General features: G+C 70.9%; 21 protein-coding genes and 2 pseudogenes. 7 read left to right on the forward strand and 16 right to left on the reverse strand.

Going from position 1 to position 24,192, the window contains the following annotated elements; translation table 11 throughout:
* Window positions 1-251: 251 nt before the first annotated feature.
* Window positions 252-656, reverse strand: a complete 405-nt coding sequence (locus tag ABT288_RS19530; protein ID WP_351609077.1) for a winged helix-turn-helix transcriptional regulator — start codon at window positions 654-656, stop codon at window positions 252-254.
* Between the two features lie 188 nt (window positions 657-844).
* Here ABT288_RS19530 and ABT288_RS19535 point away from each other — a divergent pair, with 188 nt between their 5' ends.
* Window positions 845-1,672 (forward strand): alpha/beta fold hydrolase, encoded by an 828-nt coding sequence (locus ABT288_RS19535; protein ID WP_351609137.1) that lies wholly within the window; start codon window positions 845-847, stop codon window positions 1,670-1,672.
* A gap of 61 nt (window positions 1,673-1,733) precedes the next feature.
* Here ABT288_RS19535 and ABT288_RS19540 read toward each other — a convergent pair whose 3' ends face one another.
* A complete protein-coding gene (locus tag ABT288_RS19540; protein ID WP_351609080.1) occupies window positions 1,734-2,663 on the reverse strand; it encodes an alpha/beta hydrolase in 930 nt (309 codons plus the stop codon).
* 108 nt (window positions 2,664-2,771) lie between these two features.
* On the opposite strand from ABT288_RS19540, the gene ABT288_RS19545 reads away from it, so the two are divergent.
* Entirely contained in the window at window positions 2,772-3,233 is a 462-nt protein-coding gene (locus ABT288_RS19545) for a MarR family winged helix-turn-helix transcriptional regulator (protein WP_351609083.1), read from the forward strand.
* Between the two features lie 187 nt (window positions 3,234-3,420).
* Here ABT288_RS19545 and ABT288_RS19550 read toward each other — a convergent pair whose 3' ends face one another.
* Window positions 3,421-4,350 carry an NmrA family NAD(P)-binding protein gene (locus tag ABT288_RS19550; protein ID WP_351609086.1) on the reverse strand — a complete coding sequence of 310 codons (930 nt, stop codon included), beginning with the start codon at window positions 4,348-4,350 and terminating at the stop codon, window positions 3,421-3,423.
* 464 nt (window positions 4,351-4,814) lie between these two features.
* Here ABT288_RS19550 and ABT288_RS19555 point away from each other — a divergent pair, with 464 nt between their 5' ends.
* Window positions 4,815-4,967, forward strand: coding sequence for an SH3-like domain-containing protein (locus tag ABT288_RS19555; RefSeq protein WP_351609089.1), 153 nt, complete (start codon window positions 4,815-4,817; stop codon window positions 4,965-4,967).
* Between the two features lie 448 nt (window positions 4,968-5,415).
* Here ABT288_RS19555 and ABT288_RS19560 read toward each other — a convergent pair whose 3' ends face one another.
* Window positions 5,416-6,198 (reverse strand): class I SAM-dependent methyltransferase, encoded by a 783-nt coding sequence (locus ABT288_RS19560; RefSeq protein ID WP_351609139.1) that lies wholly within the window; start codon window positions 6,196-6,198, stop codon window positions 5,416-5,418.
* Window positions 6,199-6,504: 306 nt separating this feature from the next.
* Window positions 6,505-6,787, reverse strand: a pseudogene (locus ABT288_RS19565) (hypothetical protein); the annotation flags it as partial.
* Window positions 6,788-7,194: 407 nt separating this feature from the next.
* Between ABT288_RS19565 and ABT288_RS19570 the strand changes: the two are divergent.
* Window positions 7,195-8,454, forward strand: a complete 1,260-nt coding sequence (locus tag ABT288_RS19570) for an alpha/beta hydrolase family protein (RefSeq protein ID WP_351609142.1) — start codon at window positions 7,195-7,197, stop codon at window positions 8,452-8,454.
* Between the two features lie 116 nt (window positions 8,455-8,570).
* Here ABT288_RS19570 and ABT288_RS19575 read toward each other — a convergent pair whose 3' ends face one another.
* Both ABT288_RS19575 and ABT288_RS19580 read right to left on the reverse strand, forming a co-directional pair.
* Entirely contained in the window at window positions 8,571-8,702 is a 132-nt protein-coding gene (locus tag ABT288_RS19575) for a hypothetical protein (RefSeq protein WP_351609092.1), read from the reverse strand.
* A gap of 160 nt (window positions 8,703-8,862) precedes the next feature.
* The gene (locus ABT288_RS19580; RefSeq protein WP_351609094.1) at window positions 8,863-10,083 is read right to left on the reverse strand and encodes a metallophosphoesterase; all 1,221 of its coding nucleotides are present in this window, start codon (window positions 10,081-10,083) and stop codon (window positions 8,863-8,865) included.
* Between the two features lie 957 nt (window positions 10,084-11,040).
* On the opposite strand from ABT288_RS19580, the gene ABT288_RS19585 reads away from it, so the two are divergent.
* Entirely contained in the window at window positions 11,041-11,709 is a 669-nt protein-coding gene (locus ABT288_RS19585; protein WP_351609097.1) for a hypothetical protein, read from the forward strand.
* 498 nt (window positions 11,710-12,207) lie between these two features.
* On the opposite strand, the gene ABT288_RS19590 is transcribed toward ABT288_RS19585, so the two are convergent.
* From ABT288_RS19590 to ABT288_RS19610, 5 genes are read right to left on the reverse strand one after another with little or no spacing between them, the layout of a single operon-like run.
* Entirely contained in the window at window positions 12,208-12,936 is a 729-nt protein-coding gene (locus tag ABT288_RS19590; RefSeq protein ID WP_351609099.1) for a response regulator transcription factor, read from the reverse strand.
* Between the two features lie 38 nt (window positions 12,937-12,974).
* Window positions 12,975-15,626, reverse strand: coding sequence for an FtsX-like permease family protein (locus ABT288_RS19595; RefSeq protein WP_351609102.1), 2,652 nt, complete (start codon window positions 15,624-15,626; stop codon window positions 12,975-12,977).
* Window positions 15,623-16,285, reverse strand: a complete 663-nt coding sequence (locus tag ABT288_RS19600; RefSeq protein WP_351609105.1) for an ABC transporter ATP-binding protein — start codon at window positions 16,283-16,285, stop codon at window positions 15,623-15,625. Before ABT288_RS19600 ends, ABT288_RS19595 begins: the two co-directional genes overlap by 4 nt.
* Window positions 16,272-16,985, reverse strand: a complete 714-nt coding sequence (locus tag ABT288_RS19605; protein ID WP_351609108.1) for an ABC transporter ATP-binding protein — start codon at window positions 16,983-16,985, stop codon at window positions 16,272-16,274. Before ABT288_RS19605 ends, ABT288_RS19600 begins: the two co-directional genes overlap by 14 nt.
* Before the next feature lie 5 nt (window positions 16,986-16,990).
* Window positions 16,991-17,623 carry a hypothetical protein gene (locus tag ABT288_RS19610; protein WP_351609111.1) on the reverse strand — a complete coding sequence of 211 codons (633 nt, stop codon included), beginning with the start codon at window positions 17,621-17,623 and terminating at the stop codon, window positions 16,991-16,993.
* A gap of 155 nt (window positions 17,624-17,778) precedes the next feature.
* On the opposite strand from ABT288_RS19610, the gene ABT288_RS19615 reads away from it, so the two are divergent.
* Window positions 17,779-19,095: a HAMP domain-containing sensor histidine kinase gene (locus tag ABT288_RS19615; RefSeq protein WP_351609113.1), complete on the forward strand. Its 1,317-nt coding sequence runs from the start codon at window positions 17,779-17,781 to the stop codon at window positions 19,093-19,095.
* Between the two features lie 18 nt (window positions 19,096-19,113).
* Here the strand turns inward: ABT288_RS19615 and ABT288_RS19620 are convergent.
* A pseudogene (locus ABT288_RS19620) lies at window positions 19,114-19,693 on the reverse strand (bile acid:sodium symporter family protein); the annotation flags it as partial.
* A 234-nt stretch (window positions 19,694-19,927) separates the two neighbouring features.
* On the opposite strand from ABT288_RS19620, the gene ABT288_RS19625 reads away from it, so the two are divergent.
* On the forward strand, window positions 19,928-20,077 hold the full coding sequence (locus tag ABT288_RS19625) for a hypothetical protein (RefSeq protein ID WP_351609116.1): 150 nt from the start codon (window positions 19,928-19,930) through the stop codon (window positions 20,075-20,077).
* Window positions 20,078-20,248: 171 nt separating this feature from the next.
* Here ABT288_RS19625 and ABT288_RS19630 read toward each other — a convergent pair whose 3' ends face one another.
* From ABT288_RS19630 to ABT288_RS19640, 3 genes are all read right to left on the reverse strand, one after another.
* Entirely contained in the window at window positions 20,249-23,026 is a 2,778-nt protein-coding gene (locus ABT288_RS19630) for an ATP-binding protein (protein WP_351609119.1), read from the reverse strand.
* A gap of 149 nt (window positions 23,027-23,175) precedes the next feature.
* Entirely contained in the window at window positions 23,176-23,493 is a 318-nt protein-coding gene (locus ABT288_RS19635) for a helix-turn-helix domain-containing protein (RefSeq protein WP_502972784.1), read from the reverse strand.
* Complete coding sequence (locus ABT288_RS19640; protein ID WP_351609124.1) at window positions 23,441-23,827, reverse strand: PI-PLC domain-containing protein; 387 nt, start codon at window positions 23,825-23,827, stop codon at window positions 23,441-23,443. Before ABT288_RS19640 ends, ABT288_RS19635 begins: the two co-directional genes overlap by 53 nt.
* Between the last annotated feature and the right edge of the window lie 365 nt (window positions 23,828-24,192).

Consider the following 24,192-nt stretch of genomic DNA (forward strand, 5'->3'; position numbering starts at 1 on the left):
ACTGCGGACGCATGGCGCTGACCAGGGGACACCGCGTCATCGGATACGCCGATGGACGCTGCTCGGTCGCGGATCGCCTGGCAGCGCCCCGACCCGGCCGAGTCCCTTCCCTCAGGGGACTTCGACCACGTCTTAGCGCGGTTCTTCCGGGGGACCGCGGCCCCGATGCTGAAGCGCAGGCGGCGAAGCGCCCGAGCCTCGGCAGGGAGGGTGCCGTCACACCGCGGAACCCGTCGTGAGACGGAACCGGTTCAGCCCTCGCCGGTTCCGTCCGTCTCGGTACGTCGGTTGGCGTCGATCTCGGCCATGTGCTCCTCAGCCCAGGAGCGGAGCGCGGCGAGCGGCACCTCCAGAGACAGCCCCAGTGGGGTGATCCGGTAGTGCACGCGCGGCGGGACGGTCGGCTCGACACGGCGGGAGACCAGGCCGTCGTGGGTGAGGCTCCGCAGGGTGGCCGACAGCATCTTCTGCGACACGCCGGGCATCCTGCGCTGCAACTCGGCGAACCGCACCTCCTGCGGAGCGGCCTCGGACAGCACCTTGATCGCCATGGACGTCCACTTCGTACCGACCCTGTCGAGCAGCCGACGCGTCGGGCAGTTCGGATCGAAGAGGTCCCCGCGTGCGGCGACGGGGCCCGTGGGTGGGGTGGTCACCCGGAGCTCACCACCTTACGGGAAAGTGCCGTCTTGGTACGTCGAGTGTAGTCACCTACTTTCATCTTGTAACCAATAGTTACTGCAAGGGAGCAGATGTGACACCTCACACGTCCTCGCCCGCCCGCCGTACCACCGGTCCAGACCTCGATCCGGACGTGGAGATACGGACCGTCACGGCGGGCGGCATGACCCTTGAGGTGGCCCTCGCCGGCGAAGGCCCCGCTCTCCTGCTGCTGCACGGTTTCCCGCACACCTGGGAAGTGTGGCGGGCGGTCATCGGCCCGCTGGCCCGGCACCACCGGGTGATCGCGCCGGACATGCGGTGGCTGCGCACCGACAAGGCTGCGTCCGTCACGGAGCCCACGGCAGAGGGTTACGACGCCGCGACGCTCGCGCGGGACGCCGAATGCCTGCTGGAGGCGCTCGGCGTGACGGACGCCGCGGTGGCCGGCATCGACGCGGGAGCCCCTCCCGCCTTCCTGCTCGCCCTGCGGCGTCCCGGCCTCGTCCGGCGCCTGGTGCTGATGGAGGCGCTTCTCGGCGGCCTGCCGGGCGGCGGGCAGACCACGGCGGGCGGACCCCGATGGTGGTTCGGATTCCATTCCGAGCCCGGTCTCGCGGAATCCGTGCTGACCGGCCACGAGGACCGGTACATCGGCTGGTTCCTCGACAACGGCACGCTCGGTCGCGGCGTTCCCGGCGCGCTCCGTGAGGCGTTCATCGCCGCCTACACCGGCGAGGACGCCTTGCGCCGCGCCTTCTCCTACTACCGCGCCCTGCCGGGCAGCGCCCGGCAGATCAGGGATGCCACCATGACCGCCCGGCTCACGATGCCCACCATGGCCATCGGGGCGCACCCTGTCGGTGCCGCGCTCGAACAGCAGTTGCGCCCGATCGCCGACGACCTGACCGGCCATGTCATCGAGGACTGCGGTCACATCATCCCGCTGGACCGCCCTGAGGCCCTGCTCGCCCTGATCCAGCCGTTCCTGGCCGCCGACGTCGCCGCGTGAAGGCGGTGGATGGTGCTCCTGCGGCGGTCGTCGCCATCATGTGGAGGCCGCCGGGTCGGTGTCAGCGGAGCGGTTCGAGATGGTCGGCGCCCGGGCGCCCGGCGCTCAGGTGGGCGGTGAGGAAGCGGGCGGCGCGGTCGAGTGCGGCGTCCGCCTCGTCGAGGCGGCCGTAGTGGTGCTGGAAGACGTGGGGGAGGCCGGGGCCGACTTCGAGCGTGACCTCGACGTCGTCGGCGCCCGCGCGGCCGGCCAGCCGGACCGCGTCGTCGAGGAGCACTTCGTTCGCCCCGACCTGGACGAGGAGTGGGGGCAGTCCGGTGAGGTCGGCGAAGACCGGGCTGGCCAGGGGATGCGCCCTGTCGCCTGCGCCGACGTAGAGATCGGTGTAGGCGCGCAAGTCGGCCTCTGTGAAAATGGGGTCGGCGCTCTCCTTGGAACGGATGCTTCCTCCAGCGAGGGTGAGGTCGGCCCAGGGGGAGAAGACGACCACGGCGGCAGGTTGCGGCAGCCCGGCCTCCCGGGCGGCGAGCAGCGTGGCGATGCTCAATCCGCCACCGGCGGAGTCACCGGCCATGACGAGGTTCCGTGGGTCGGTGCCGGACGCCAGCAGCTCGCGGTAGGCCGCGAGCCCGTCGTCGACAGCCGCGGGGAAAGGGTGCTCGGGCGCCAGCCGGTATTCCACCGACGTCGCGTGCAGCCCGGCGCGGCGGGCCAGTTCACCGACCAGCCCTGCGTGGGTGTCCGGTGAGCCGATGACGTAGCCGCCGCCGTGCAGGTAGAGCAGTCGGCCGCGGCCGGAGGCTTCGGCCGGCTCCAGCTCCAGGGCCGGCCGCCCGCCCAGGACGGTCCTGCGGGTGACCACGCCCTGCGGCGCGGGGCGGGTGACAGCCGCGGCGAAACCACTGCGCTGCTCCTCGGGAGTGGGCCGTATCTCGCTGCGAGGGGCGGAACGGAGTATGGCGTCCAGGGCGTCGCGCTGCTGTCGGGACATGCGGGGCCTCCATGGGTCGGGGTGCGAGGATGGATTCCTTGGAATCCATCTGCCTGCCCCCAACCGGATTCCAAGGAAGATGATTCCCGGGAATCTACTGGAGCTAATGTGAGCCACATCACCCCGATCTTCTCCGATCTGGTCCGCGTCGAGACCCGGCTCTACAACGCGGTGAGCGCCCGGTTGCGCGCCGAACAAGGCCTGGGGCTGGGACAGTTCGAGCTCTTGGAGATCATCGACCGCGTGCCGGGGTGCCGCGTGCTCGACATCGTCGGCGAACTGGCGATCACCGTGGGGGCCGTCAGCAAGGCGGTCGACCGGCTGGTGGCTGCGGGCTGGTGCCTGCGGGTCGCACACCCCCAGGACCGCCGCTCGTCCGTCCTCCGCCTCACATCCGCGGGTGAGAAGCAGCTGTCCGCTTCCCGCCCCATTGTCGAAAGCGAGCTCATCTCACTGACCGCGGCGGTTCCCCCCGACGACCTGGCCCGCATCGCCTCAACCCTGGCCATCCTTCGCGCAAACCTCGAGGAGGGCCCGGGCCCCACGGCCGGCCGGGATGAGGGGACATGACCCGCGAAGGCGTCCGACCCCCCAGAGTTGAGTGACGCTGCTTGGCCCTGCAAGGCCGACATCACGAATTCAATTTCAGTGGCCTCTGAGAAAACCTCAGTGACCTGGGGATTCACGGAGCTGCGGACAGAGCCGGATTCAAGATTCAGATATCGCCATCACCAAACGGCCTGGCAGGTCAAGCGCATCAGCGAGTGAACAGCTCGGGGTTCTTGCGGACGAAATCGGCCACTCCTGCAGCGGACCGCCCGGTGACCTCTGCCATGCCGTCTGCCTGGCGGTCATAGCGGCCGGCCACGTGTAGGCGAGCCATGGTGGAGATGTGCTGGAAGACATGGTCCGGCAGTCCCAGCGCTCCGAGATCGTTGTCGAGCCACTCCTGCAACGGGACGTCGGTGTAGCCGACCGTGCGGTGCAAGGCATCGGAAATCTCCGCGGCCAAAGCGGCGACGTCCTGTGATCGGGGACCGGTCAGTTCATAGATGCGGCCGATGTGCCGGGCCGGATCGGCCAGGATCTCCTCGACGACCGCGGCCACGTCACCGGCCGCGATCGGGGAGGTTTTCGCCTTGCCGAAGGGCCACCTGATGGCGCCGTCCTCGGCGATCGAGGAAAACGCGGTCCGGAAGAGCGGGTTCTCCATGAAGACGGTGGGCCTGACCTGGACCACGGGCAGGCCTGACCAGTCGAGGACCTGCTCGACCAGCCACTGCTGACGATGCTGATGCGACTCGGAGCCGCTGGTGGCGTCCATCTCGGAGACGGTCAGCTGCGACATGTTCACGAACACCTCCAGCCCTCCGTAGGCGCGCGCGACCGCGGCTGTGGTCACGGCGGCGAGCAGATACTGTGCCGACACGGCCATGCCGAAATACACCCGCCCGCAGCCGTCGAGGGCGTCGGCGACATCACGGGCACGCGTCAGATCTCCGACCACGACTTCGGCGCCCGTCGCGCGCAGCGCCTGGGCACGGTCGTCATCCCGGCGCACCAGAGCACGGACCTGGAGGCCCCGGCGCCGAAGGCCTTGGACCACGGTCCTGCCGACAGCCCCGACGCTGCCCGCAGCGCCGGTCACCAGAATGGGCCGCACGCCTGCTTCCCCGCTGTAGTCCATGCGGGCAGCCTGCGGCCCGCACGACCAGGACGCAACCGGGGTGACGTCCAGCCCCCGGACCGACCACCCCAGGGAACGCTGCCCCTGAGACGATCGGATCCGCGCGGGCAGTGATCCGGGTGAGTCCGTCCACGGCGGTCGACGACATGCTGCTGCCGGCGAAGAGATCGGCATGCGTCCAAGGCCTGGCCCGCTCGCCGCCCCGCCGCCACTTGCGGGCACGCGGGGCAATGAGCCCGACGCATCCGCGGCAGGCACCGCAACCAGGGGCTTGCAGCGCGGCTCACACCGTGACGCCAGAGATACCACCCACACGCAACTCCTCTCACCGCACTACATCGACGACGGCTACGACGGGCGCCGGCTCAACGCCGGAGAGCTGAGACTCCTCGACAGCTCCGTCCTGGCACCTGGCGCGGTAACGCCCGCGCCCACAACCTCCGCGGCGAGCAGGAGGAGCCGGCGTGCTGCCGGACACCAACGCGCACTTCCTGGGCGAAAACCCGCAGTACGTCTACTCGGTGCGCTTCGACTCACCTGACGTGTGGGGCAGCGACGCCGAGTTGTTCGAGCTCACCGTAGAACCATTCGAGAGCTGCCTGGGGACCACCTCATGACTCCACCGCCGGATCGGCCGAGATCGGGGTGTCCTCGGGCACATCGCACATCGCACATCGCACATCGCACATCGCACATCGCACAGCCAGAGCCGGGTCGGCTCGTCCTCGCCGTCCGGCCATTCGGCCATTCGGCCAGCATTCGCGCCTCGGGCAGGACGCCGTCCCACCGGCCGTGCCCGGCCACCGCGGCTGCCTGCACCGGCCGACGCGGCCGCGCCCCGGTCGGCCGGACCCGTACCGCGAGGATGCGGGAGTTCCACTACGCGGGCGTTCTCGCTGCGACGCCGGGACGGCGCGTGTTTGTCAGGGTGCCTGTGGGTGCGAGGCGCGCGCCTGCCTGTCGTGCACTGTGCCGAGGGACTCGGTTTTACTGGCCTCTCACCAGGTCTGATGCATCTGCTCGCCAAATGCGGACGCATGGAGACCGATGGGTGTCGCTGAACCGCTACACCGCCACCTCGTGCGTGACCCGGATCTTCGACTGGCCGTGCGGGCGCCGCTCCCAGTCGTCCATGAAGCGGGCGGTCAAGCCGTGCCGCTCGGCCAGCGAAAGGAGGGTTTCGGTGCGGTAGTAGAAGTCCTCGCGGAGCACCTGGTGCTCGGGGCCCTCCGTGCGGTCGTAGGTGAAGTCGAAGAAGCCGCCGGGGGCCAGCACCCTCCCGACGTTGGTCAGGCACTCCTCGATCACCTCCAGCGGCGAGTGCGAGAAGACGCTGTGGGCGTGCACCACGGTGAACCAGCCCGAGGGCAGGAAGTCGAGCTTCAGGTTCTCGACGAGGACCAGATGGGCGAGGCGGTCCTGCAGGCCCCGGCGGACGAGGGTGCGCTGCGCCTCGAGGAGGATGTCCGGCGAGATGTCGATCCCGTAGTAGTGACCGGGGTCGAGGTAGCCGATGAACCGCCACCCCGCACGCAGGTTCCCGCAGCCGATCTCCAGCATCCGGTCCTGCGGCTTCAGCCCGTGTCCGAGCAGGTAGTCGAACTGCATCTGCCCGAGTGCCAGCCAGCCGGCCTCCGATCCGCTGCCGACGGCACGCTCGGGGCTGCGCGCGGTGTCGGAGGCCATGACGGCGCGGTAGTACGCGACGTGGTCGCGGTGCCGGAGGCCCAGCCAGGTGTCCCGCGCGGCGCGGCGGAGGTGGGAAGGGATGCGTCCTGGGTGCCGTACGGCATAGCGCAGCTTGTGCCCCAGAGACGACCGGTCCCTGGACAGCTCGGGCTTCGGCATGACTGACTCCGTGATCCACGACAGCCCCCGCCTGGCAGCGTAGCCCGGAGTACGCGGTACGGCCTCCCCACCGCGCGGTGTGACCGGGCGGGGCGGGGGTCGGTCTTGGCGGCCGTGACCTTGCCGTCGGTGCCGTTGACGGTGAAAGTCGCTGTGGCAGGTGCCGGGCGAGGACTGCCGGGCCGGCAGCGCCCGATCCGGCCAGTGAGCCTCCGGCAGGACGTAAGGGCACTCCAGGCCGTACACGGACGCGGCACGCAGGCCACCGAATCGCGCCTGCGTCGGGTCGCGAAGCGGCGTACGGCCGGCTCGCACCTCGGCGACGGTGCGGGCGGCGCGCTCGTGATCGGCACGGGTGGCGATGCCGCCGACGTGCGGCAGATGTGCGAGGGCACTCAGTCCGCCGCCGGCCAGGTCCGGGTCGTGTGTGCCCGCCCGCGGTGCTCAGGTCGTGCACCCACGGGCCCTGCCACTGCCGGGCCGGATCGTCGAGAACACCCAATGGCACCCGCAGCGGCCCGTCGTTGCGGGTGAGTCGGAGGCCGTCGGCGGATGCCTGTACTGGGCCGGCGGCTGTGTCGAGGGTGAGAGGACCTGCCGCCATTGCTACGGTAGCGACCGCTACCCGAGACAGTTGTCTTTTGCTGCACACGTGGAAGTCCACCAGCGCACTGTTCGTCCCGTTGACCGAACGTGCGGAACTGCCTGCTCGGTCGCTTGCCGGCGCTTGCCCAACTCGCCGCCGACTCCGCCCTTCTCGCCTCCGACCGGTCCGGGGCCGTGACCGGCGCAGTACTCGATCCGAGAGCCGGCACGGTCATCGATCAGCGATCTGCGTAGTGGGGCCAGCCCTACCTGAGACCGTCGTGGCAGCGGGATGGCTCGCGCGGCGGGGTGATCGAGAGGATTGAGGTATCGCAGACCACCATCAATTCGGGCTGTGGAGCATCGAGACCTGACATGTGAAGGTGAGTTCTGATGCGGAAGACCGCTGCCATGTCGTGCCTGACCGCCGTGTCCATCGTCGCGCTTGCCGTGTTCCCTTCAGGAGCGAGCGCCGTTGCCGGCGGCGCGAAGCCGACAAAGGCAACGAAGTCCGCGCCGTCTGCGGCGACGCCTCAACTGCCGCGGCCTACCGGGCCGTACCAGGTCGGAGTCGTGAACCTGCATCTGATCGATTCATCCCGTCCTGATCGGTACCACCCGCCCCAGACATACCGCGAGCTCATGACCAGCGTCGTCTACCCGGCTCAGCATGCCGCGGAGTACCAAAGGGCGCCGCTGATGACGTCGGGGGCCAGCGCGGGCTTCAACGCCCTGGCAGACGTCTACAACTACAACGTCCCCAAGGGGACCACGATCGACTACGCGGCCATCGAGACCTTTGAGCACATGGGAGCGCCGGCGGCCTCCGGCAGGTTCCCGGTGGTGCTGTACTCGCCGGGCCTGGGGGACGTGCGGTCGTGGGACTCGGTGCTCGTCGACCAGTTGGCGAGCGAGGGATACGTCGTGGTGACCGTCGACCCGACGTACGATGCCTCCGCAGTCGAGTTCCCCGGCGGCCGGGTCGCGTCGAGCCGGCTCCTCCAGATGGACGCGCAGGCGGTCGCGGACGGGACGGAGACCCAGTTCCTTGAGGCGGTTGTGCTTGGCACCCGGGTCGCGGACACGAAGTTCGTGCTCGACTCGCTGACCCGCCTCACCGGCGGTCGGAACCCCGACGCCGAGCACGCGCCGCTGCCCGCCGGTCTCGGGCCGGCACTCGACCTCGGCCGGGTCGGTATGTTCGGCCACTCGGGCGGCGGGTTCGCCACGCTCGAGGCCATGTACGAGGACCCGCGGATCAAGGCGGGGATCAACATGGACGGGACGCTCGAGTACGTCTTCGGCGCGCCGACGGACACGAATTTCTCACCCGTCGCGCAGCACGGACTGAGCAAGCCCTTCCTGATCCTCTCCAGCGACGCCCCGGACGCGTGCACGGCCGCCGACGACCCGTCGTGCGCCGCGGTGCTGGCGCACAGCACTGGCCGGCATGCCGACATTACGCTGCCGGGGACGCGGCACGGCTCCCTGACCGACGCCGAGGTGCTGATGCCGCAGCTGAGCGGGGTGATGACGCCCGACGAGATCGCCTCGGACACCGGCACCGCGCCGACCTCCGATGTCATGGCGAAGGAGGAGTTGCTCGTATCCGGGTTCTTCGAGTCGAACCTGTCATGCCGTGACACTCCAGGTGCCGGCGCTGGATCTTAGGACGGGATCAGCGCCCTCGCCTGAACCACCCTCAGAACCCACGGCGTACGCGCCGACGAGCGCGTGCTCGTCCTCGACCGGCTCGGACACGTGCCCGTTCAGGCCGAGGTCGCGGGTCACCGCAGGAACCTCCGGAAGTCCAGGCGACCGCGCTCGAGCAGCAGGTAGTCGAGCAGGTTGTCGAGCAGGTTGTCGGCGAGGTTCCGGTCGCCGCGACGGGGAGGCCATGCCAGCCCGCGCTGCGCCACGGTCAATGGGGTCGCAGTCGCCGGAAGCGGAGTGTCCGCGCACACCGAATCCCGGGGCTGGTCCGGATCTTGTCCTCGGCGGGACGAGTCTGGTCATCTGTTGCCGCCGCGCCGCCTCAGCTTGAGGACGCCTCCAAGGGGACGGGTTGGTCCGCCCCGTCTACGGCGAGGTGGGCGGGTGCGGGGAGCGGAGTACGAGCAGGGTGATCTCGCTGGGGGCGAAGACGCGGAAGGGCGGGCCCCAGAAGCCGGTGCCGCGGCTGGTGTAGAGGAGGGTGCGGGTGCCGTGGTGGCTGAGGCCGGCGAGGGCGGGCTGGTCGATGCGGACCAGGTGGTGGAAGGGCCAGATCTGGCCGCCGTGGGTGTGGCCGGAGAGCTGGAGGTCGATGCCGGCGGCTGCCGCCCGGTCGACGAACTTGGGCTGGTGTGCCAGGAGCAGGACGGGCAGGTCGGGGTCGGCGCCGTCCAGGGCTCCGGCGAGGTGGGCACGGTGGCCTGCCAGGCCGGAGGACTCGGCGGTGACGTCGTCCACGCCGGCGACGACGAGGGTGTCGCCTCCGCGTTCGAGCAGCAGATGGCGGTTGCGCAGTGGCTCCCAGCCCAGCTCGTCCATGAGGTCGACCCAGCCCTGGGCCTCGCTGTAGTACTCGTGGTTGCCGGTGACGTAGACCCGGGCCCGGGTGGCCCGCACGGTGCCGAGTGGGGCGGCCTGTGCGCGGCGGCGTTCGGCCGTGCCGTCCGCGATGTCGCCGGTGTGGCAGACCAGGTCGGCTTCCAGGGTGTTCACCGTCTCGCAGACCCGTGCCGACCAGCGGGCGCGATCGAGTGGGCCGTAGTGGGTGTCGGTGATGAGGACGACGCGGATGCCGTCCAGCCCGGCGCCCAGCCGTGGGAGTTGCACGTCGAGTCGGCGCACGCGTGGCACGCGGCGGGCCTCGGCGTACCCCCAGCCGAGCAGCACGGCGGTCACGCCGAAGACGGTCCACGTGACGATTCGGGCCCGGTCCTGACTCTCGCCGACGCCGGCCACGGTCAGGGCGAGCCGCAACAGGACGCCGAGCAGAACGGACCAGGTGAACAGAACCCAGCTGGTGCCCAGCAGGGTGTCACCGACGATCGCCGCCCGGTCCTGCTGGCGCCGGCCGTGGCCGCGCATCATCGCGAGAGGCATACCGACGAGGCCGAGGGCGAACAGGGCGGTGCCGACCAGTGTGACGGGCAGCGGCCAGTGCTGGCCGGTGTACAGGAGCACCCAGCAGGGCACGGTCCACAGCAGGACGGGGGCGATCAGGGGGATGTAGCGCATGAGGCGGTGCAGTCGGCTCTGCCGCGGCGCTCGCGCTTCACCCTCGGCGGGCCGGGTGTTGCTGGTGGCGGTCATGCTTCCCCTCCCTGACCGGGCTGCCGTCTCGCGCACTGTATCCGGTCGCCCTGGGGCCGGCCGGACCGGCGTTCATGATCGCGGCCCCTCGGGGCGAAGGGTTCTGTGCGGGAGGGCACGACTCCGCCGCAGACACCTCTCTTGGCATGAGCCGCCATCAGGGCGCTACTGCCCCGGCTTGGTACTGCCGCCGGTGGAGCGCGCACCGGCGGGACAATGGCCCAAGCCTGTCCCAAGCCGATGACGACGAGTGTCGGCCTCGACCACGGCGGTGAGGGCACGCACCGGTGAGCACTGCGGACAAGGCCCGCAAGATCGTCCAGGACATGACTCGGATGTGGTGGCCGGCCGCAGATGAGGGGCGGGCTGCGGGACGCGGCGAAGACATGGCGGCACTTCGCGGACGACGTGGAGAGGGTTACGTCGGGTGCCAACAGGGCGGCTCGCACCCTCATCGAGCACAACAAGGGCGAGGCCGTCTCGGCTTTCGACGATCCGTACTGGCGCCGCCGTCCATGGGGCGAAGAAGGGGCTGGAGCACGAGGTGGAGATCGCCGGTGCCCCGCTTGAGAAAAGGAAGGGCCCGAAGCGCCGCTCACCCTGGACAACTCAGGGAGGCTGTCAAGCAACTGCGTTGGCGCCAGGACTGGACGGGAGGGTCCGAGGTACGGATGTCAACGAGGTCTTCATACAGGTCCCCAACCTGGTCGATGCCTCCGAGGTCAAGGCATGGGTCCGCAAATACCAGGACCTGCACCGGACGCGGCACCGACCTGGGGAGCTACGATCTCGCGAGCAAGTACCCGACGATGGGGGTTGCTGCAACGGCACTGACTATCTGACTGGGCCGTTCGGAGCATTCCGTACCCGGTACGCGTAAAACAAGGACAGGGGCGGGGCGTGCCATCAGGAAAACGCCCCGCCCCCACCCTTGCGCGAGAGGGAAATCTCTTGTCCATGTCGATTCTCTATCGGGTTCGCAAGTCTTTTCCCGATGCGCCGAGCGCGCTGTCACAGGCACGCGCGATCATGCAGGACCTGGCCGAATGGAAGACCATTCCCTGGCCCCACCTGGAGCTGGTCACCACGGCCGAACAGTACGTGCACGCACTGCGCACGTTCGGCGCCGCGCGGGCCGTCTGGGACCGGGCCCTGCCTGGCTTCGAAACCTTTGTGCACGAACTGCAGCGCCGCGATGTCCCGGTCGACTGGGAGGAGCTGAGCGGCTGGTTCATCGGGGACATGCCGCTGCGTCCGGAGCTGGCCGACCTGTGGCCGCTGCCCGAAGGCCTGACTCTTACCCTGGCCGCGACTGCCCCTTTCGGCGACCTGGACAGCGAGCCTGAGGACGACTGCACCGAGGAGGAACTGGACCGGATGGTCTCAGCACTCGGGCCACTGAACATGAACGTCAGCTGGAACTGCGGCTGGCGGGGCCTGCCCGGTTTCAAGGGCTGTGGCGTCCGACTCTGTCTGAACAGCGTCTGGACCGAGCAGCACGCCGAGCCGGTCCCCGGTGAGTTCCGTGTCTATGTCTCCCTCGGTTCTCGCGTCGCCCGGACCCCGGCCGGCGAGGCTTGGCTGCGTGACTCGGGACTACCGCTGGGTGAACCCCAGACGGGCTGATGACGCACCAGAGCGGCCGCGATGTTCTTGTCGCGGTCACCCCATGCCGGTAGCCGCAGCAGGGTGAGGGCGTTGGTGGAGCAGGGCGGGCCAGGCGTGCCTGCCGCCCGTTCCATGTGGCCCTGAACCCACCACACGTCCCCCAGCACCCGATGGTGCCGCCCATCCCAGCCCAGCCTCTCGGCGGACACCACCGCCGCAGGGAAATCTCCGGAGACTCGGCTCAGGTGTGCCAGCCCCCGTCGAGCGGCGGAAGCGAGCCGACCGCCGGCGGCCGCCACACGCTGCATGCCGCGGCGAGAATCGTCGGTCAACCCGAGGTCCCGCTGGGCCTTCGCCCGGCAGGGGCGGCATCGTGGCCACCGAGGCCCCGATGCGGCGTAGTTGGTGCCGGAAGAGCCGATGGGCGAGAGAGTCGGGGAACGGACCACCTGCAGCGATGGTCACCAACGCCGGAAGCGGCTGGGGACCGCAGGGCGCCGGTGTGAACGAAGTCGGTCACGGATCCATGCGGTAGCCGTGTCCTCTGAGCGTGGTGATGCGGGGCAGGTGGCTGGGGCAGGGGCTTGTTTCGGAGGCGTCGGTGAGGCGGCGGCGGAGGGCGGCCATGGTGACGTCGAGGGTCTTGGTGGAGCCGAACCAGTTCTCGTCCCAGATCTCGGCCATGAGGGTCTCGCGGGAGACGGCCTCGCCCGCGTGTCGGGCGAGGAGGGCGAGCAGTTCGAACTCCTTGGGGCGCAGGGGGATTTCTTCGTCGTGCAGGTGGCAGCGGCGCGCCGTGGGGTCGACGACGAGGTCGCCGAGGTGGATCGGCTGCTGGGCGGGTGTGGTGAAGGTCCGGCGACGCAGGTGGGCGCGGAGGCGGGCCAGGAGGACGGTGAGGCTGAAGGGTTTGACGAGGTAGTCGTCGGCGCCGGCGTCCAGTCCGGCGATGACGTCGATGTCGTCGGTGCGGGCGGTGAGGATGATGATCAGCAGATCCCGGCATCGGCCGCGCAGGGTGCGGGCGACGTCCAGGCCGTCCATGTCGGGCAGGCCGAGGTCCAGGAGCAGGGCGTCGTACGAAACCCGGGTCGCCTCGGTGAGACCGGCGGCGCCGGTGCGGCTCCAGGTGGTGGTGTAGCCGTTGCCTTGCAGGCCGGTCTGGAGGTAGTGGCCGATGACGTCGTCGTCCTCGACCACGAGGACCCGGAAGCGGCCGTTGTCCGGTGCGGCGGGCGTGCCCATGGCCGACAGGGTAGACACGTCGGTCGTCGCGCGCTGGTTCACAGGTCGCGCAGTTCCTCGACGGCGGGACGTCGAGTGCCGCGGATTCCGTTCAGGGCCGCGGCCAGTACGGCGATCAGAGCGGCCAGTGCGGTGAGCGTCAGGTAGCCGCCGGGCACCGCCAGGGTGGCGGGCGGCGGGTCGAAGACGCCGGTGAGGACCTTGACCAGCATCTCGGAGAGGGCCCAGCCGATGAGGGCGCCTCCGGCCAGGCCGGCGACGGCCAGGAGCAGGGCTTCGGTGAGGACCATGCCGCGCAGCCGGCGGGTGGGGGCGCCGAGGACGGTGGCGATGGCGAAGGTGCGGCGGCGTTCGGCGAGCCCGAGGGCGAGGACGAGGCCGCCGGCGCCGGCGGCCAGCAGGACGGCGAAGGCCAGCTCGATACGGGTGAGGCCGGCCAGATCGACGGAGGTCAGGCTGGTGCCGACGGTGCCGCGGGTCTGGGTGATGTCGGTGACGGTGGCGGCGGTGCCGAGCTTCGCCCGCAGGTGTGCGGCGATCTGCTGCTGGTGGGTGCCCCCCGTGTCGAGGAGGAAGGCGCCCACCGCGTCGCTGCCGGTCGCCTGCGTGATGTAGGTGGCGTTGGCGACGAAGAAGCTGTCCTTGGGGGCCGTGGGGAATTCCTTGACGATGCCGGCGTAGTGGAAGGGGACTGTGCGCAGGGCCTTGGTGCGGGCGTCCTGGATGCGCAGGTTGACGGTGTCGCCGGGGGAGAGCTGGAAGTCGTTGACGGTCTCGGCGCTGACCAGCAGGTTGTCGGGCATCTCGGCGAGTCGTCGCATGAGCTGCTGGGCGGTGCCGCCCGCGAAGTAGGCGTCCTGGAGGGAGGTTGCCTGGGCGATGGTGCCGGGGCGGACGCCGTAGAGGTCCTGGAGGTCGGAGCCGACGTAGGCGAAGCGGTGCTGGAGCGGTTCGACGTGGCGTACACCGGAGACCTTCAGCGTGCCGGCGGCGCCGGGCGGGACGTGGGCGCCGGGTGGTTCGGTGGCGGTGACGTCGGCGCCGTTGGTCAGCCGGGCGTCGACCTCGGCCTGTTGCCGGTAGGTGGCGTTGAAGACGGCCGTGGACATCGCGAAGGACACGGCGAGGGCGAGCAGCACCACAGAGCGGGCGAGGGGGCGGCGGCGCCGGGAGAGGGTGGCGGCTGTGGTGCCGGCGAGGTTCGCGGTCAGCGGTCGGGCCAGCCGGGCGAGGGCGGGGCGGCCGTGGGCGAGGGCCAGCAGGGTCAGACGCCACAGGAGCAGGGCGGCTCCGATCCACAGCAGTGCGGGGCCGAGGAACGCCCAGTACGACACGGAGATGCTGGGCACGCCCTCGGGGGCGAGGACGAGGGCGTACTGGTTGCCGGAGGAGGCGCGGAAGACCAGCCAGGAGCCGATCAGCAGAGCGAAGTCCAGGCCGTAGCGCGCCCACCAGGGGTTGCGGGCGCCGCGCGCGCCGGATTCCTTGCGGGTCTCGGCGACGGTCACCGTGCGCAGGTCACGCAGTGCGGGGACGAGGACGGCGCAGGCGGCCACGGTGGCGCCGAGTACGAAGGCGATCGCGTACCAGGCCGCCCAGGTGCCCGCGCCCGTCCCGAAGGACGCGGTGCCGAAGGCGAGGCGCCCGGTCAGCGCGGCGATGCCCAGTCCGGCCAGGCCGCCGAGCAGGCCGATCAGCGCCGCTTCCAGACCGGCGAGGGCGGTGATCTGGCCGGGGCGCAGGCCGCGCAGCCGCAGCAGGCCCTGTTCCTGGCGGCGCCGCTCGCCACCGGCGGAGGCGACCGCGACGGTCAGTGCGGCGGCCAGGACCGCGCCGGGGACGCCGAGGAAGAGGAAGAGGATCTGGGCGTACAGGGCGTCCTGGCGGGCGGAGTCGAGGGCGGCACCGACGTTGTCACCGACGAGTGCGGTGCCGGCGGAGCGCGCTTCCAGGTTGTGGGCGGCGCGGGTGACGGCGGTGTAGGCGGCGGCCGGGTCGGAGGGCAGGCGTGCGCTGTCGCGGGCGACATGGATCTGGGTGGTCGTACCGGTGGAGCCGTGCGTGAGGGCGGCGAACCGGGCGGCGGGCAGCAGGACGACGTTGTCCGGGGGTGCGGTCGGCTGGGACTGGCTGGGGGCGCCGACCGTCTGGAAGAGGGAGTCGGCCTGGGGCAGGTCGACCACGCCGTCCACCTTCACCTGGCGGGTTCCGGCGCCCGGCAGCTGGACGCTGACGGTGTCGCCGGCAGCGGCGTGCAGGTTCGAGGCGGTCTGCTGGGCCAGCAGGACACCGGTGGAGGAGCCGGACAGAGTGCGGATCGCGTCGGGGAACAGCGTGCGGTAGCCGTCGGGCAGGCCGAGTGCCATGCCGGGACCGGTGGTCTGGGTGCTGCCCTGCACGCGGGCGGTGAAACCGGCGGTGCGGGCGTAGCCGACCGGGAGAGCGGCCCGGGTACCGGGCGCCTTGCGCACCAGCGAGAGCACTGATCCGGCGTCGGCGCCGGGCTGGACCTGGACCTGCCAGTCGACGGAGACGGAGCGCAGGGCGCGCTGGGTCATGGTCGCTTTCGACGCGGTGAGGAAGGAGCCGAGCGCCGCGACGAGGGCGACCGCGAGCGCGATCCCGGTCAGGGCGGCCAGTAGCCGTCCGGTGCGGTGGCGGGCCAGGCCGCGGGCCCAGGCGGTGATCACGGAACCTCCTCGGGTGCGAGCAGCCGGCCGTCGCGCATGGTGCGCCGGACGGTCAGGCGTGCGGCGATGGCGGGGTCGTGGGTGGTGACGACGAGGGTCGCGCCGGTGTGGTCGGCGGCCGTGAGCAGGGCGTCCAGCACGCGCGCGCCGGTGGCATGGTCGAGGCGGCCGGTCGGTTCGTCGGCGAGGATCAGGCGCGGGGCCTGGGCCAGGACGCGGGCGGCGGCCACGCGCTGGGCCTGGCCACCGGAGATCTCCTCGGGCAGCCGGTCGGCGAGGTCGGCCGCGTCCACCAGCGCGAGCGCGGCGAGGGCGGCTTCACGGGCCTGCGGTTCAGGGCGGTCGGCGAGGACCAGGGGCAGGGCGGCGTTCTCGGCGACGCTGAGGGCGGGGATCAGGCTGTCGCCCTGGAAGACGAGCCCGATCCCGTACGGCCCGAGGGACTCGGCCCGGGTGACGGTGCCGCTCGTGGGCTGTTCCAGCCCCGCCAGCAGGTGCAGCAGCGAACTCTTCCCCGACCCGGACGGGCCGACGACGGCCAGCCGGTCACCGGACCCGATCTCCAGGTTGGCACCGTGGACGGCCACGACCGCCTGTGGGCCCTGGCCGAAGGTGAGGGCCGCTTCCCGGCAGACGACGAGTGGCTCATCCGGTGACATCGGGGGCCTCCTGCCGCTCCGGCTCCGCTGAAGCGCCGACTGTTCTTCCGTCCTCCAGGCCGATGACCCGGTCGGCGACGCGTACGGCCTCCGCGCTGTGGGTGACGATCAGCACGGCGCAGCCTCGGACGGCCCGGTCGTGCAGCAGCGCGAGGACGACCTGTTCCGTCTCGCCGTCCAGTTCGCCGGTCGGTTCGTCGGCCAGCAGGATGTCGGGGGAGTTGGCGAGTGCGACGGCCAGGCCGGCACGCGCCAGTTCACCGCCGGACAGCTGCCGGGGCAGGGCATGGCCCCGCCCGGCGAGTTCCACCTGGCCGAGCAGCTTCTTCGCGGAGACCGCGGGCCTGCCCGCGGCGGCCCGCTGGGCCAGCCGGATGTTGTCGCTGACGCTCATGTGGGGCAGCAGGTTCCGGGTCTGGAGCAGCACTCCGATGTGGCGGGCCCGTAGCCGGGCCCGTTCGGTCTCCGGCCGGTGGCTGATCCGTACGCCGCCCACGCGCACCTCACCGCCGGACGGTTCGTCGAGCCCGGCCAGACAGGCCAGCAGGGTCGACTTGCCCGACCCGGACGGTCCGACCACCGCGACCGTCTCGCCGCGCCGCACCCGCAGGGACACCCCGCGCAGGGCGAGCGTCTCCTCCTCGCCGGCCCGGTAGAAGCGGTACAGCTCACGTGCGGTGAGGACCGTCTCGTCCGCCATGGTGGTCACCGCCAGGCGAAGGAGTCGCTGATGATCCTCCAGGGGTCGACGTTGTCGGCGTTGACCGGCCCGGACAGGGTCAGGTCCACCTCATGGCCGGACCGGTAGAAGGCGTACCGCTCGAACGCGTCCCGCACGACCTTGCCGGTGACCTGATTTTTCGCCGAGTCCCCCTGGTAGGTCAGCAGGACGACGCGGCCGGCGTGCCGGGTCACCTCGGACACCTTGGGCGCGGCGAACTTCGGGACCTGTCCACGCAGCTGTGGGACGACGGTTTTCGTCACGTCGCCGACCGTGGGCGCGGTGGGCACGGAAGCCGTCTGGATCTGTACGGTGTTCAGCTTGTCCGTGAAGGCCGTCGTGCCGTCCCGCTGGGTCCGAGCCCAGCCCTCGGGGACCTTCACGGTGAAACCGGTTTTGTGGAAGGGGACGTACACCTGGTTGTCGGGGATGTCACCGGGCGGGTTGGACTCGGTGGGCGTCGCGTTGTTCTGCACTCCCGCGACAGACGAGGACGAGGGCGAGCCTGAGGCGGGAGGGCTCTTGGAAGCCGACGAGCCGGATCCCGAGCAGCCCGCCGTCACCGCCGCGACGAGCGCCAGGCCCACGAATGCGGACGTCCGTACGTGTGCTGCCATGTCCACTGCCCTCCAAAGGGAAGCCCTCGGACCGGACGGTCGTACCCTCGACGCTAGGAACGGGCCGGTTAACGCTCTGCTCGGCGAGGGTTAGACGACGGCAAAACGTGCGGCGTGCGTGGCCGGGCCCGCCGGTGCGGCCGCATGATGAAGGCATGAGACAGCGCGTGGTGCGAGTCGCCGTCGTCGCAGCCCTGGTCGCCGTCGTCCTCCTCGCCGTTCCCTTGGCCCTGGCCATCCGCTCCGCCCTGTACGCCGATCAGCGCGACACCCTGGAGCGGGCCGCTCTGGCCGCAGCCGTCCGCGTGAGCCCGGACTACGTGACCGGCGACCCCGTGGAGCTGCCCGCGGCTCCGGTCGGCGGGCACCTCGGCCTGTACGACCCCCAGGCGCGGCTGCGCGGCGGCAGCGGACCCGCGGCCGCCGACTCTGCCGTCCGCCAGGCCTTCGGCGGTGCGGCCGTGCGGACCCGTTCGGGCGGTGACCTGATCGTCGCCGTGCCCGTCTCGCACGCCGAGCAGGTCATCGGTGTCGTACGGGCCTCCTCCCCGGTCGCCGCCGTGCGCGACCGGGTCTTCCTGACCTGGGCGGCTCTGCTGGGCGTGGCAGCGGTCGCACTGGCCGTCGCCGTCCTCGTCGCCCGCCGTCAGGCGCGGGCCCTGGCCGAGCCGCTGGAGGACCTCTCCCGGCACTGCCGGGCCGTCACTGAAGGAGACCTCGGCGCCCGGGCGGCCTCCAGCAGCATCGCCGAGATCGACCAGGTCGCCCGCACGCACAACGAGATGCTGCACAGCCTGTCCGAACTCCTGCGTCATGAACGGGACTTCGCGGCCAACGCGTCCCACCAGCTGCGCACGCCCCTGGCCGGCCTTCAGCTGACGCTGGAGTCCGGCCTGGAGCAGGACGACGCGGCCCGGCTGCGACCCGTTCTCACCGAGGCCCTCGCCACCACTCGCCGGCTGCACGACACGGTGGAAGAGGTCCTGCGCCTGTCCACGTCCCGGGCGGTGCTCAGGCCGAGGGGGCCCGACCGGACCCTGGGCCAGGTGCTGAGGGCCGCGGAGGAGCGCTGGCATGGCCCGTTCGCCCAGATCGGGCGGCGCTTCGCGTGCCTCGCCCGGGATGTACCGGACGACCTCTCCGTGCCTGGCGGGCCGGTCACGGAGATCCTCGACATCCTGCTGGACAACGCCCGCGTCCACGGCCGCGGCACCGTCCGCCTGGTCGTACGCGACCTCGACGACGCCCTCGCCTTCGACGTCACCGACGAAGGTGAAGTGCCGGGTACGGCGGCCCGGATGTTCGACCGCGGTCACAGCGGTGGCGGGCCGGGTACGGGCATCGGCCTCGCTCTGGCCCGCGACTTGGCGTTCTCCCTTGGCGGCCGGCTCTCCCTGACCGCCCATGCTCCGGCCACCTTCACCCTGCTCGTCCCGGTCGGCCGTGACGGGCCGGTGGACGGCACGGCCTGAAGGCCGCCGGTCGCGGCCTCAGCCCGTCGGTGAAGGGCATGCCGGGCGCCGCACCCGGGCTCGAACGACGCGGTTCGCGGCCGTCTTCTGGAGCAGGCGGCCGTGGACGAGGACCGGGAACAGCAGATGCGGCTTGTCGGGGAGGGCTGCGGTGAGCAGCACAGCGCTCGCGCTGCTGTTGTTCATGCCGCAGGCGAGGCGGCGGGCGGGTCGAGCCGCGGCAGCCGGGCCGCGCACCGGCCCAGAACGAACGACAGCAGACACACCGACGCCGCCACGGTCAGCGCGGCGACGAGCAGCAGCGGGCGCGGCGGGGCGATGAAGGCACCCGTGGGCACTGCTGGCGTTGACGTAGGTCAGGGGCGTGGTGAGCGGGCTGAGGAGGGTGGGCGACGGGCATCGTCACGATGAGGATCATCGCGGTAACCAGGCCGCTGCCGCCGTCGGTGTCGGGCGAGCGGTACAGCAGGAACACGACGACGGGGATGACCAGCAGCGGGATCGCCAGGCGCAGGACGAGCCCCGTGAGCAGTGCGCTTGGGCGCCGCAGGACGCGGCCCAGCTCGCCGACGGGGACCTGGAGCCCGGCCGGGAACAGCGTTCCGGGTGAGGCCGGTCTACGAAGGGTCGAAGACCGACCTGCGGTCCTGTGGGTCGGTGCAGTTGGCGAGGCTGGGGAAGTCAGGCCCGCTCAGTGCGTCGTAGGTGGCGGGATCGAGGGCGGAGCCCCATTCGGGTCCCGGCCCACTTGAGCCCTTGGCTCAGCAGACCGAGCACGCCGCCTGACGAAGTTGATGTCGGAGTGGCAGGTGCCGCCGTACAGCCGGCGAGGGTGACGCTCTCGGGTTCGGACGGCCTCCGACTCAACTTCTACACCCCCGAACCGGACTCGCGAGAGCGGGAGGCACTCGCCCTCCTCCCCAGCCGGGCGAGCACCGGCACGGTCGTCCCCTCGGGGAACGACCGGCCGGGCAACGACTGACCACACGAACGAGAAGAAGAGCTTCAGCCTGGCCGCGATGATGTGCGGCCCCTGGGGCGGTGCCGCAGGGTGTGCACGCGGAACACGCGTGGGTGACGGTCAGGCCGGCGAGACGAAGCAAGCACAGTACCGGTGGTCGTGTCCGGGGTGCCGCGCCTCTGCTGGGTGGCGTCAGTGCCGTAGTTCCTCGGTATCCGCACGGCCTGGCTCTGCTGTCCGCTCTTCCCTCCGCGCCGTCGTGGGTAGTTCACTCGGGCCTGGGCCCGCTGCGGAGAGCTCCGCGTGCGCTCGCGCCGCGAGCTGATCTGCGCCGCACCTCTCCGCCAAGTCGGCGCCCTCGAGGAGCAGTTCAGCCGCCCGGGGTGCACGGCCGCGGCGCCTGAGGCTGATGGCGAGGTCAACCAGTGCCTCGGCGTACAGGTACTGATTCGGGGACTTGCTGAGCGTCTCCACCGCGCGCTCCAGCAGCGCCGGGGCGTCCCCGTCCTCGGACACCGCCGCGCTGAAGCGCAGTGCCTCACCTGTGGCGGTGGGCGTGCCGTAACGCTCCGCTCGGCGCAGTGTCTGCGCTGCGAGAGCGCGGGCGCCTGCGGGGTCCTCCGGGGCGAGGGCGAGGGCGAGGTGTCCCGCCCAGGGACACCAGGTCGGATTGAGCATGCCCTTGGCCTCCAGTCGTTCCCCGGCGGCGGTGAGTTGGGCGATGGCTTCCTTGCGACGGCCACGGACGAGCAGCAGGCGCCCGTACAGCGTCCGGGGGTCCGGGAAGACCACCGCGTTGGGGTAAGGGGGCGCGAAGTCGTGCATCTCGGCGACGTTCAGCGCTTCCTCGGTGTGGCCGCGGGACAGCAGGACGTCGAGCAGCAGACCGACGGCGTACCACTTGGCGGGCAACCTGGGTCCGACGCGGTCGGCCAGCCGGACTGCCTCACGCGCGCAGCGCTCGGCCTCGACGAGCAGTCCGCGCCGGAAGTGGACCAGCCCGAGGAGGCTGAAGCCGAAGGAGAGGTGGGCTCCGCTCCATCCGACCTGCTGGCACTCGGCGATGGCGGAGCTGAACAGCTCCTCTGCGCGGTCGCACTCGTCGGCGTACATGTACCCGAGCGCGGTAATGCTGGGCAGCTCAAAGCCCCAGTCGGGGTCGGTGTACCTGAGCCCCACGGCGCGTGTGGCGACGGCCAGTGCGCTTTCAGCCGGCTCGCCGCGCAGCGTGGCATCCCAGGTACGCAGGCACAACAAGGCCTTCTCTCCTACGCTCTGTCCGGACAGGTGCTCGGCGAGCCGAGCGAGCCGACGGGAACGGACAGGTGCCTGCACCTCCTGCGTGTCGAAGACCAGCCATAGGTGGTGTGCGGCCTGTAGGCGCAGCCGCGCCCCGTGTGTCCGTGCGTGGGCAACCCCCGCCCCCGCCACAGCAGCTGCTTCGCCGAGCTGGTCGTTGTGGGCGAGCGCCTGGGCCAACCGGAAAGTGGCGTCCTCCCTGAGCGTGGGGTCGAGGTCGGGCAGCTCCAGGGCCGCCGAGAGGTGGTTGACCGTGGTGGCCGGGGAGGTGAGCAGGGCAGAACAGCCGAGCTCGTAGAGCACGGCCGCACGCTCCTCGGCCGGGGGCGGTTCGCGCAGTGCACGCTCCAGGCAGCGATGAGCGGCGTCCGGAGCACCTTGGCGAAGGTTCTCCCGCGCGGCCGCGCGCAGCTGCTCGACGGTCCGCGGGTCGTTGCCCGGATGGGTCTCCAGCAGGTGCCGGGCGGCGACGGTGATGTTCAGGCCCGCGTCGGTCACCGCACTCGCGGCCTGCCCGTGTATGGCGGTGCGCATCGCCGATGGGATGGCCCGGTACACGGCAGTGGCGATGAGGGGGTGGACGAACTCGAGGGTCCTGGTGCCGGTCAGGATACGGGCGACGCGCAATGTGTCCGTGGCGTCCTCGGCCTCGGCCGGTGGCAGCCCGGCCACCGAAGCCGCCAGTTCGGGGGAGATCTCCGTACCGAGTACCGCCGCCGACCAGGCAAGCCGCACGGCCCGGTTGCCGAGCCTCTCCAGCCGCTTGACCAGTCCGCTGCCGCGGGACGACGCACCGAGGTCTCGCAGCAGATGAGCCGACTCCTCCGAGGGGGTGAGACCTCGGTCCTGGACTTTGGCGACGAGTTCGACGGTTTCGTAGGGGTTGCCGCCGGTGACGGCCCAGCACTCGCGGCAGAAGGGATCGTCCGTGTCGGGCCCGAGCGCGCCGCGGACCAGTTTCGCGACCGACTCAGGGCTGAGAGCGCGCAGGGTGATCGGGTGTGACCCGCGGCCGCCGACCAGTTCCCGGAACGCCGCGGCTTCGGCCGGCAGTTCGTTCGGGCGGTACCCCAGGACGATCAGGACGGGAAGTTCCTGCACGCGCACGGCGAACGTGGCCAGCCAGGTGAGGGACTCCGCATCACCCCAGTGGGCATCGTCGACGACCGTGATGATCGGCGCCTTGCGCACGGCGAGCTGTGTGAGGACCCAGTCGAGACCGTCCCGGACGCCCTGTGGATCCGGCACGGCGGCACCGGCCTGCTGAGCGAAGAGGCCGACGGCCGGTCCCGCGATCTCGTACCAGCCCCCGAAGATCTCGCGGCGTTCGGCCTCGGTGCAGGATGCCAGGACAGGTTGCAACAACTGCCGGACGACGTGGAAGGGAACGGTGTGCTCCTGCTCGCTGCCGCGCGCGGACAGGACCGTGCACCCTCGGGCAGCGGCCATGGCTCGGATCTCGGCCAGCAAAGTCGTCTTGCCCAGTCCGGCGGCGCCGCTCAGGAACAGCAGCCCGCCACGTCGACCACCGCTGTCCGCCGAGCGGGTGCAGAGCGCCTCCACAGCCTCCCGCGCGGCGGCCACCTCATCGTCACGCTCGTACAGGGCCGTTCCCGCCCGGCTGGGGCCCACCGAACCAACTCGCCTCGCGTCGTGCTCCTGCTCCGGCACGCTATTCCCCTCGCTCACCAGCCTGTTGGCCAGCCTAGCGAGGTGGGACGACACGCGGTAGAAATATGCAGGAACCGTGCAGGTGGCCTTCCCAGCAGCGAGCCGAAGTGGTAGGTCGTGAGCGCCGTCGCAAGGCGTACGGGGCAGCGTCAGCTTTCGCCGCCCTCCTCGGGGTCGAGGTAGCGCTCCCGCAGCCGTGAAGCGGGCGGACTCTGTGGCCGGGGCATGGACCCGGTCGCAGCGAACAGCACGCGGCCCAGCCTCGGGAGGCGGTCGACCGCCGACCACAGCGCCGGCCCCATCTCGGCCGGCGGGTCGACGATGCCGGGCGCATAGCGGCACAGCCCCTCCTCGACGGCCTCGTCCCGCAGGTGCCAGAACTCGCGGAAGGCGGCCGCATCCCCCTTCAAGAGGTCAGAGGTGAGGGCGATGCCGACCGAGCCGAGGGTGCCGAACGCGGCGGTCAGCGCCTCGGGCCCGGCGGGCGCAGGCTCGGGGCCAGAGGGTGAATGCGCCGGGTGCGTTCATCCAGTCGAAGGCGGTGGCGCTGGAGTGGCCTTGCCGGGCGAGGTACTGGACGCGTTGGGCCGCGGCGGTGGGGTCGGGGTGGGTGTCGTCGAACGTGGGGACGACGCTTTCGGCCGAGCCTTCGACGGTGAGGTAGTGGCTGCGGCAGTACCACGACAGCGTGTAACCGTCGTTCAGCCAGCCGGCGGCCTGGGTGTCGAAGACGACGAACCAGCGGCGCAGTTCGGCATCGTGGACGAGGCGGGGGTCTCCGTTCGGGCTCGGTTGGGTCATGGCAGGCCACATGGAGGCATCTCCGAGTCGGCCGGCTGCCGACAGGTCGGCCAGGTGCTGGGCGTATTCAGCTCCGAGCATGTCTGCGGGAGTGAAGAGGTTCCCGGCACCGAGGTGTCCGGCTACCAGCCGGTCCAGTTGGGCCGGCCCCATTCCGGCATGGGACCGGAAGCCCCGTTTGAGTTCGAGTTTGAGGTAGACGGGGTCGTGACGGGGGTGTGCGTCGCTCCAGGCATGGAGATCGTCGAGGCAGGTTCTGAGGCTGCCGTTCTAGGGCCTGTGTGAGGTCGTGATCAATTTCGGGTTCTGGTCCCGTGCGGGGACAGGACCTGGTAGGACGCTGGGTGTGACACGTAGGCAACTCA

Source organism: Streptomyces sp. NPDC001093, from assembly GCF_040298985.1.
GTDB lineage: Bacteria > Actinomycetota > Actinomycetes > Streptomycetales > Streptomycetaceae > Streptomyces.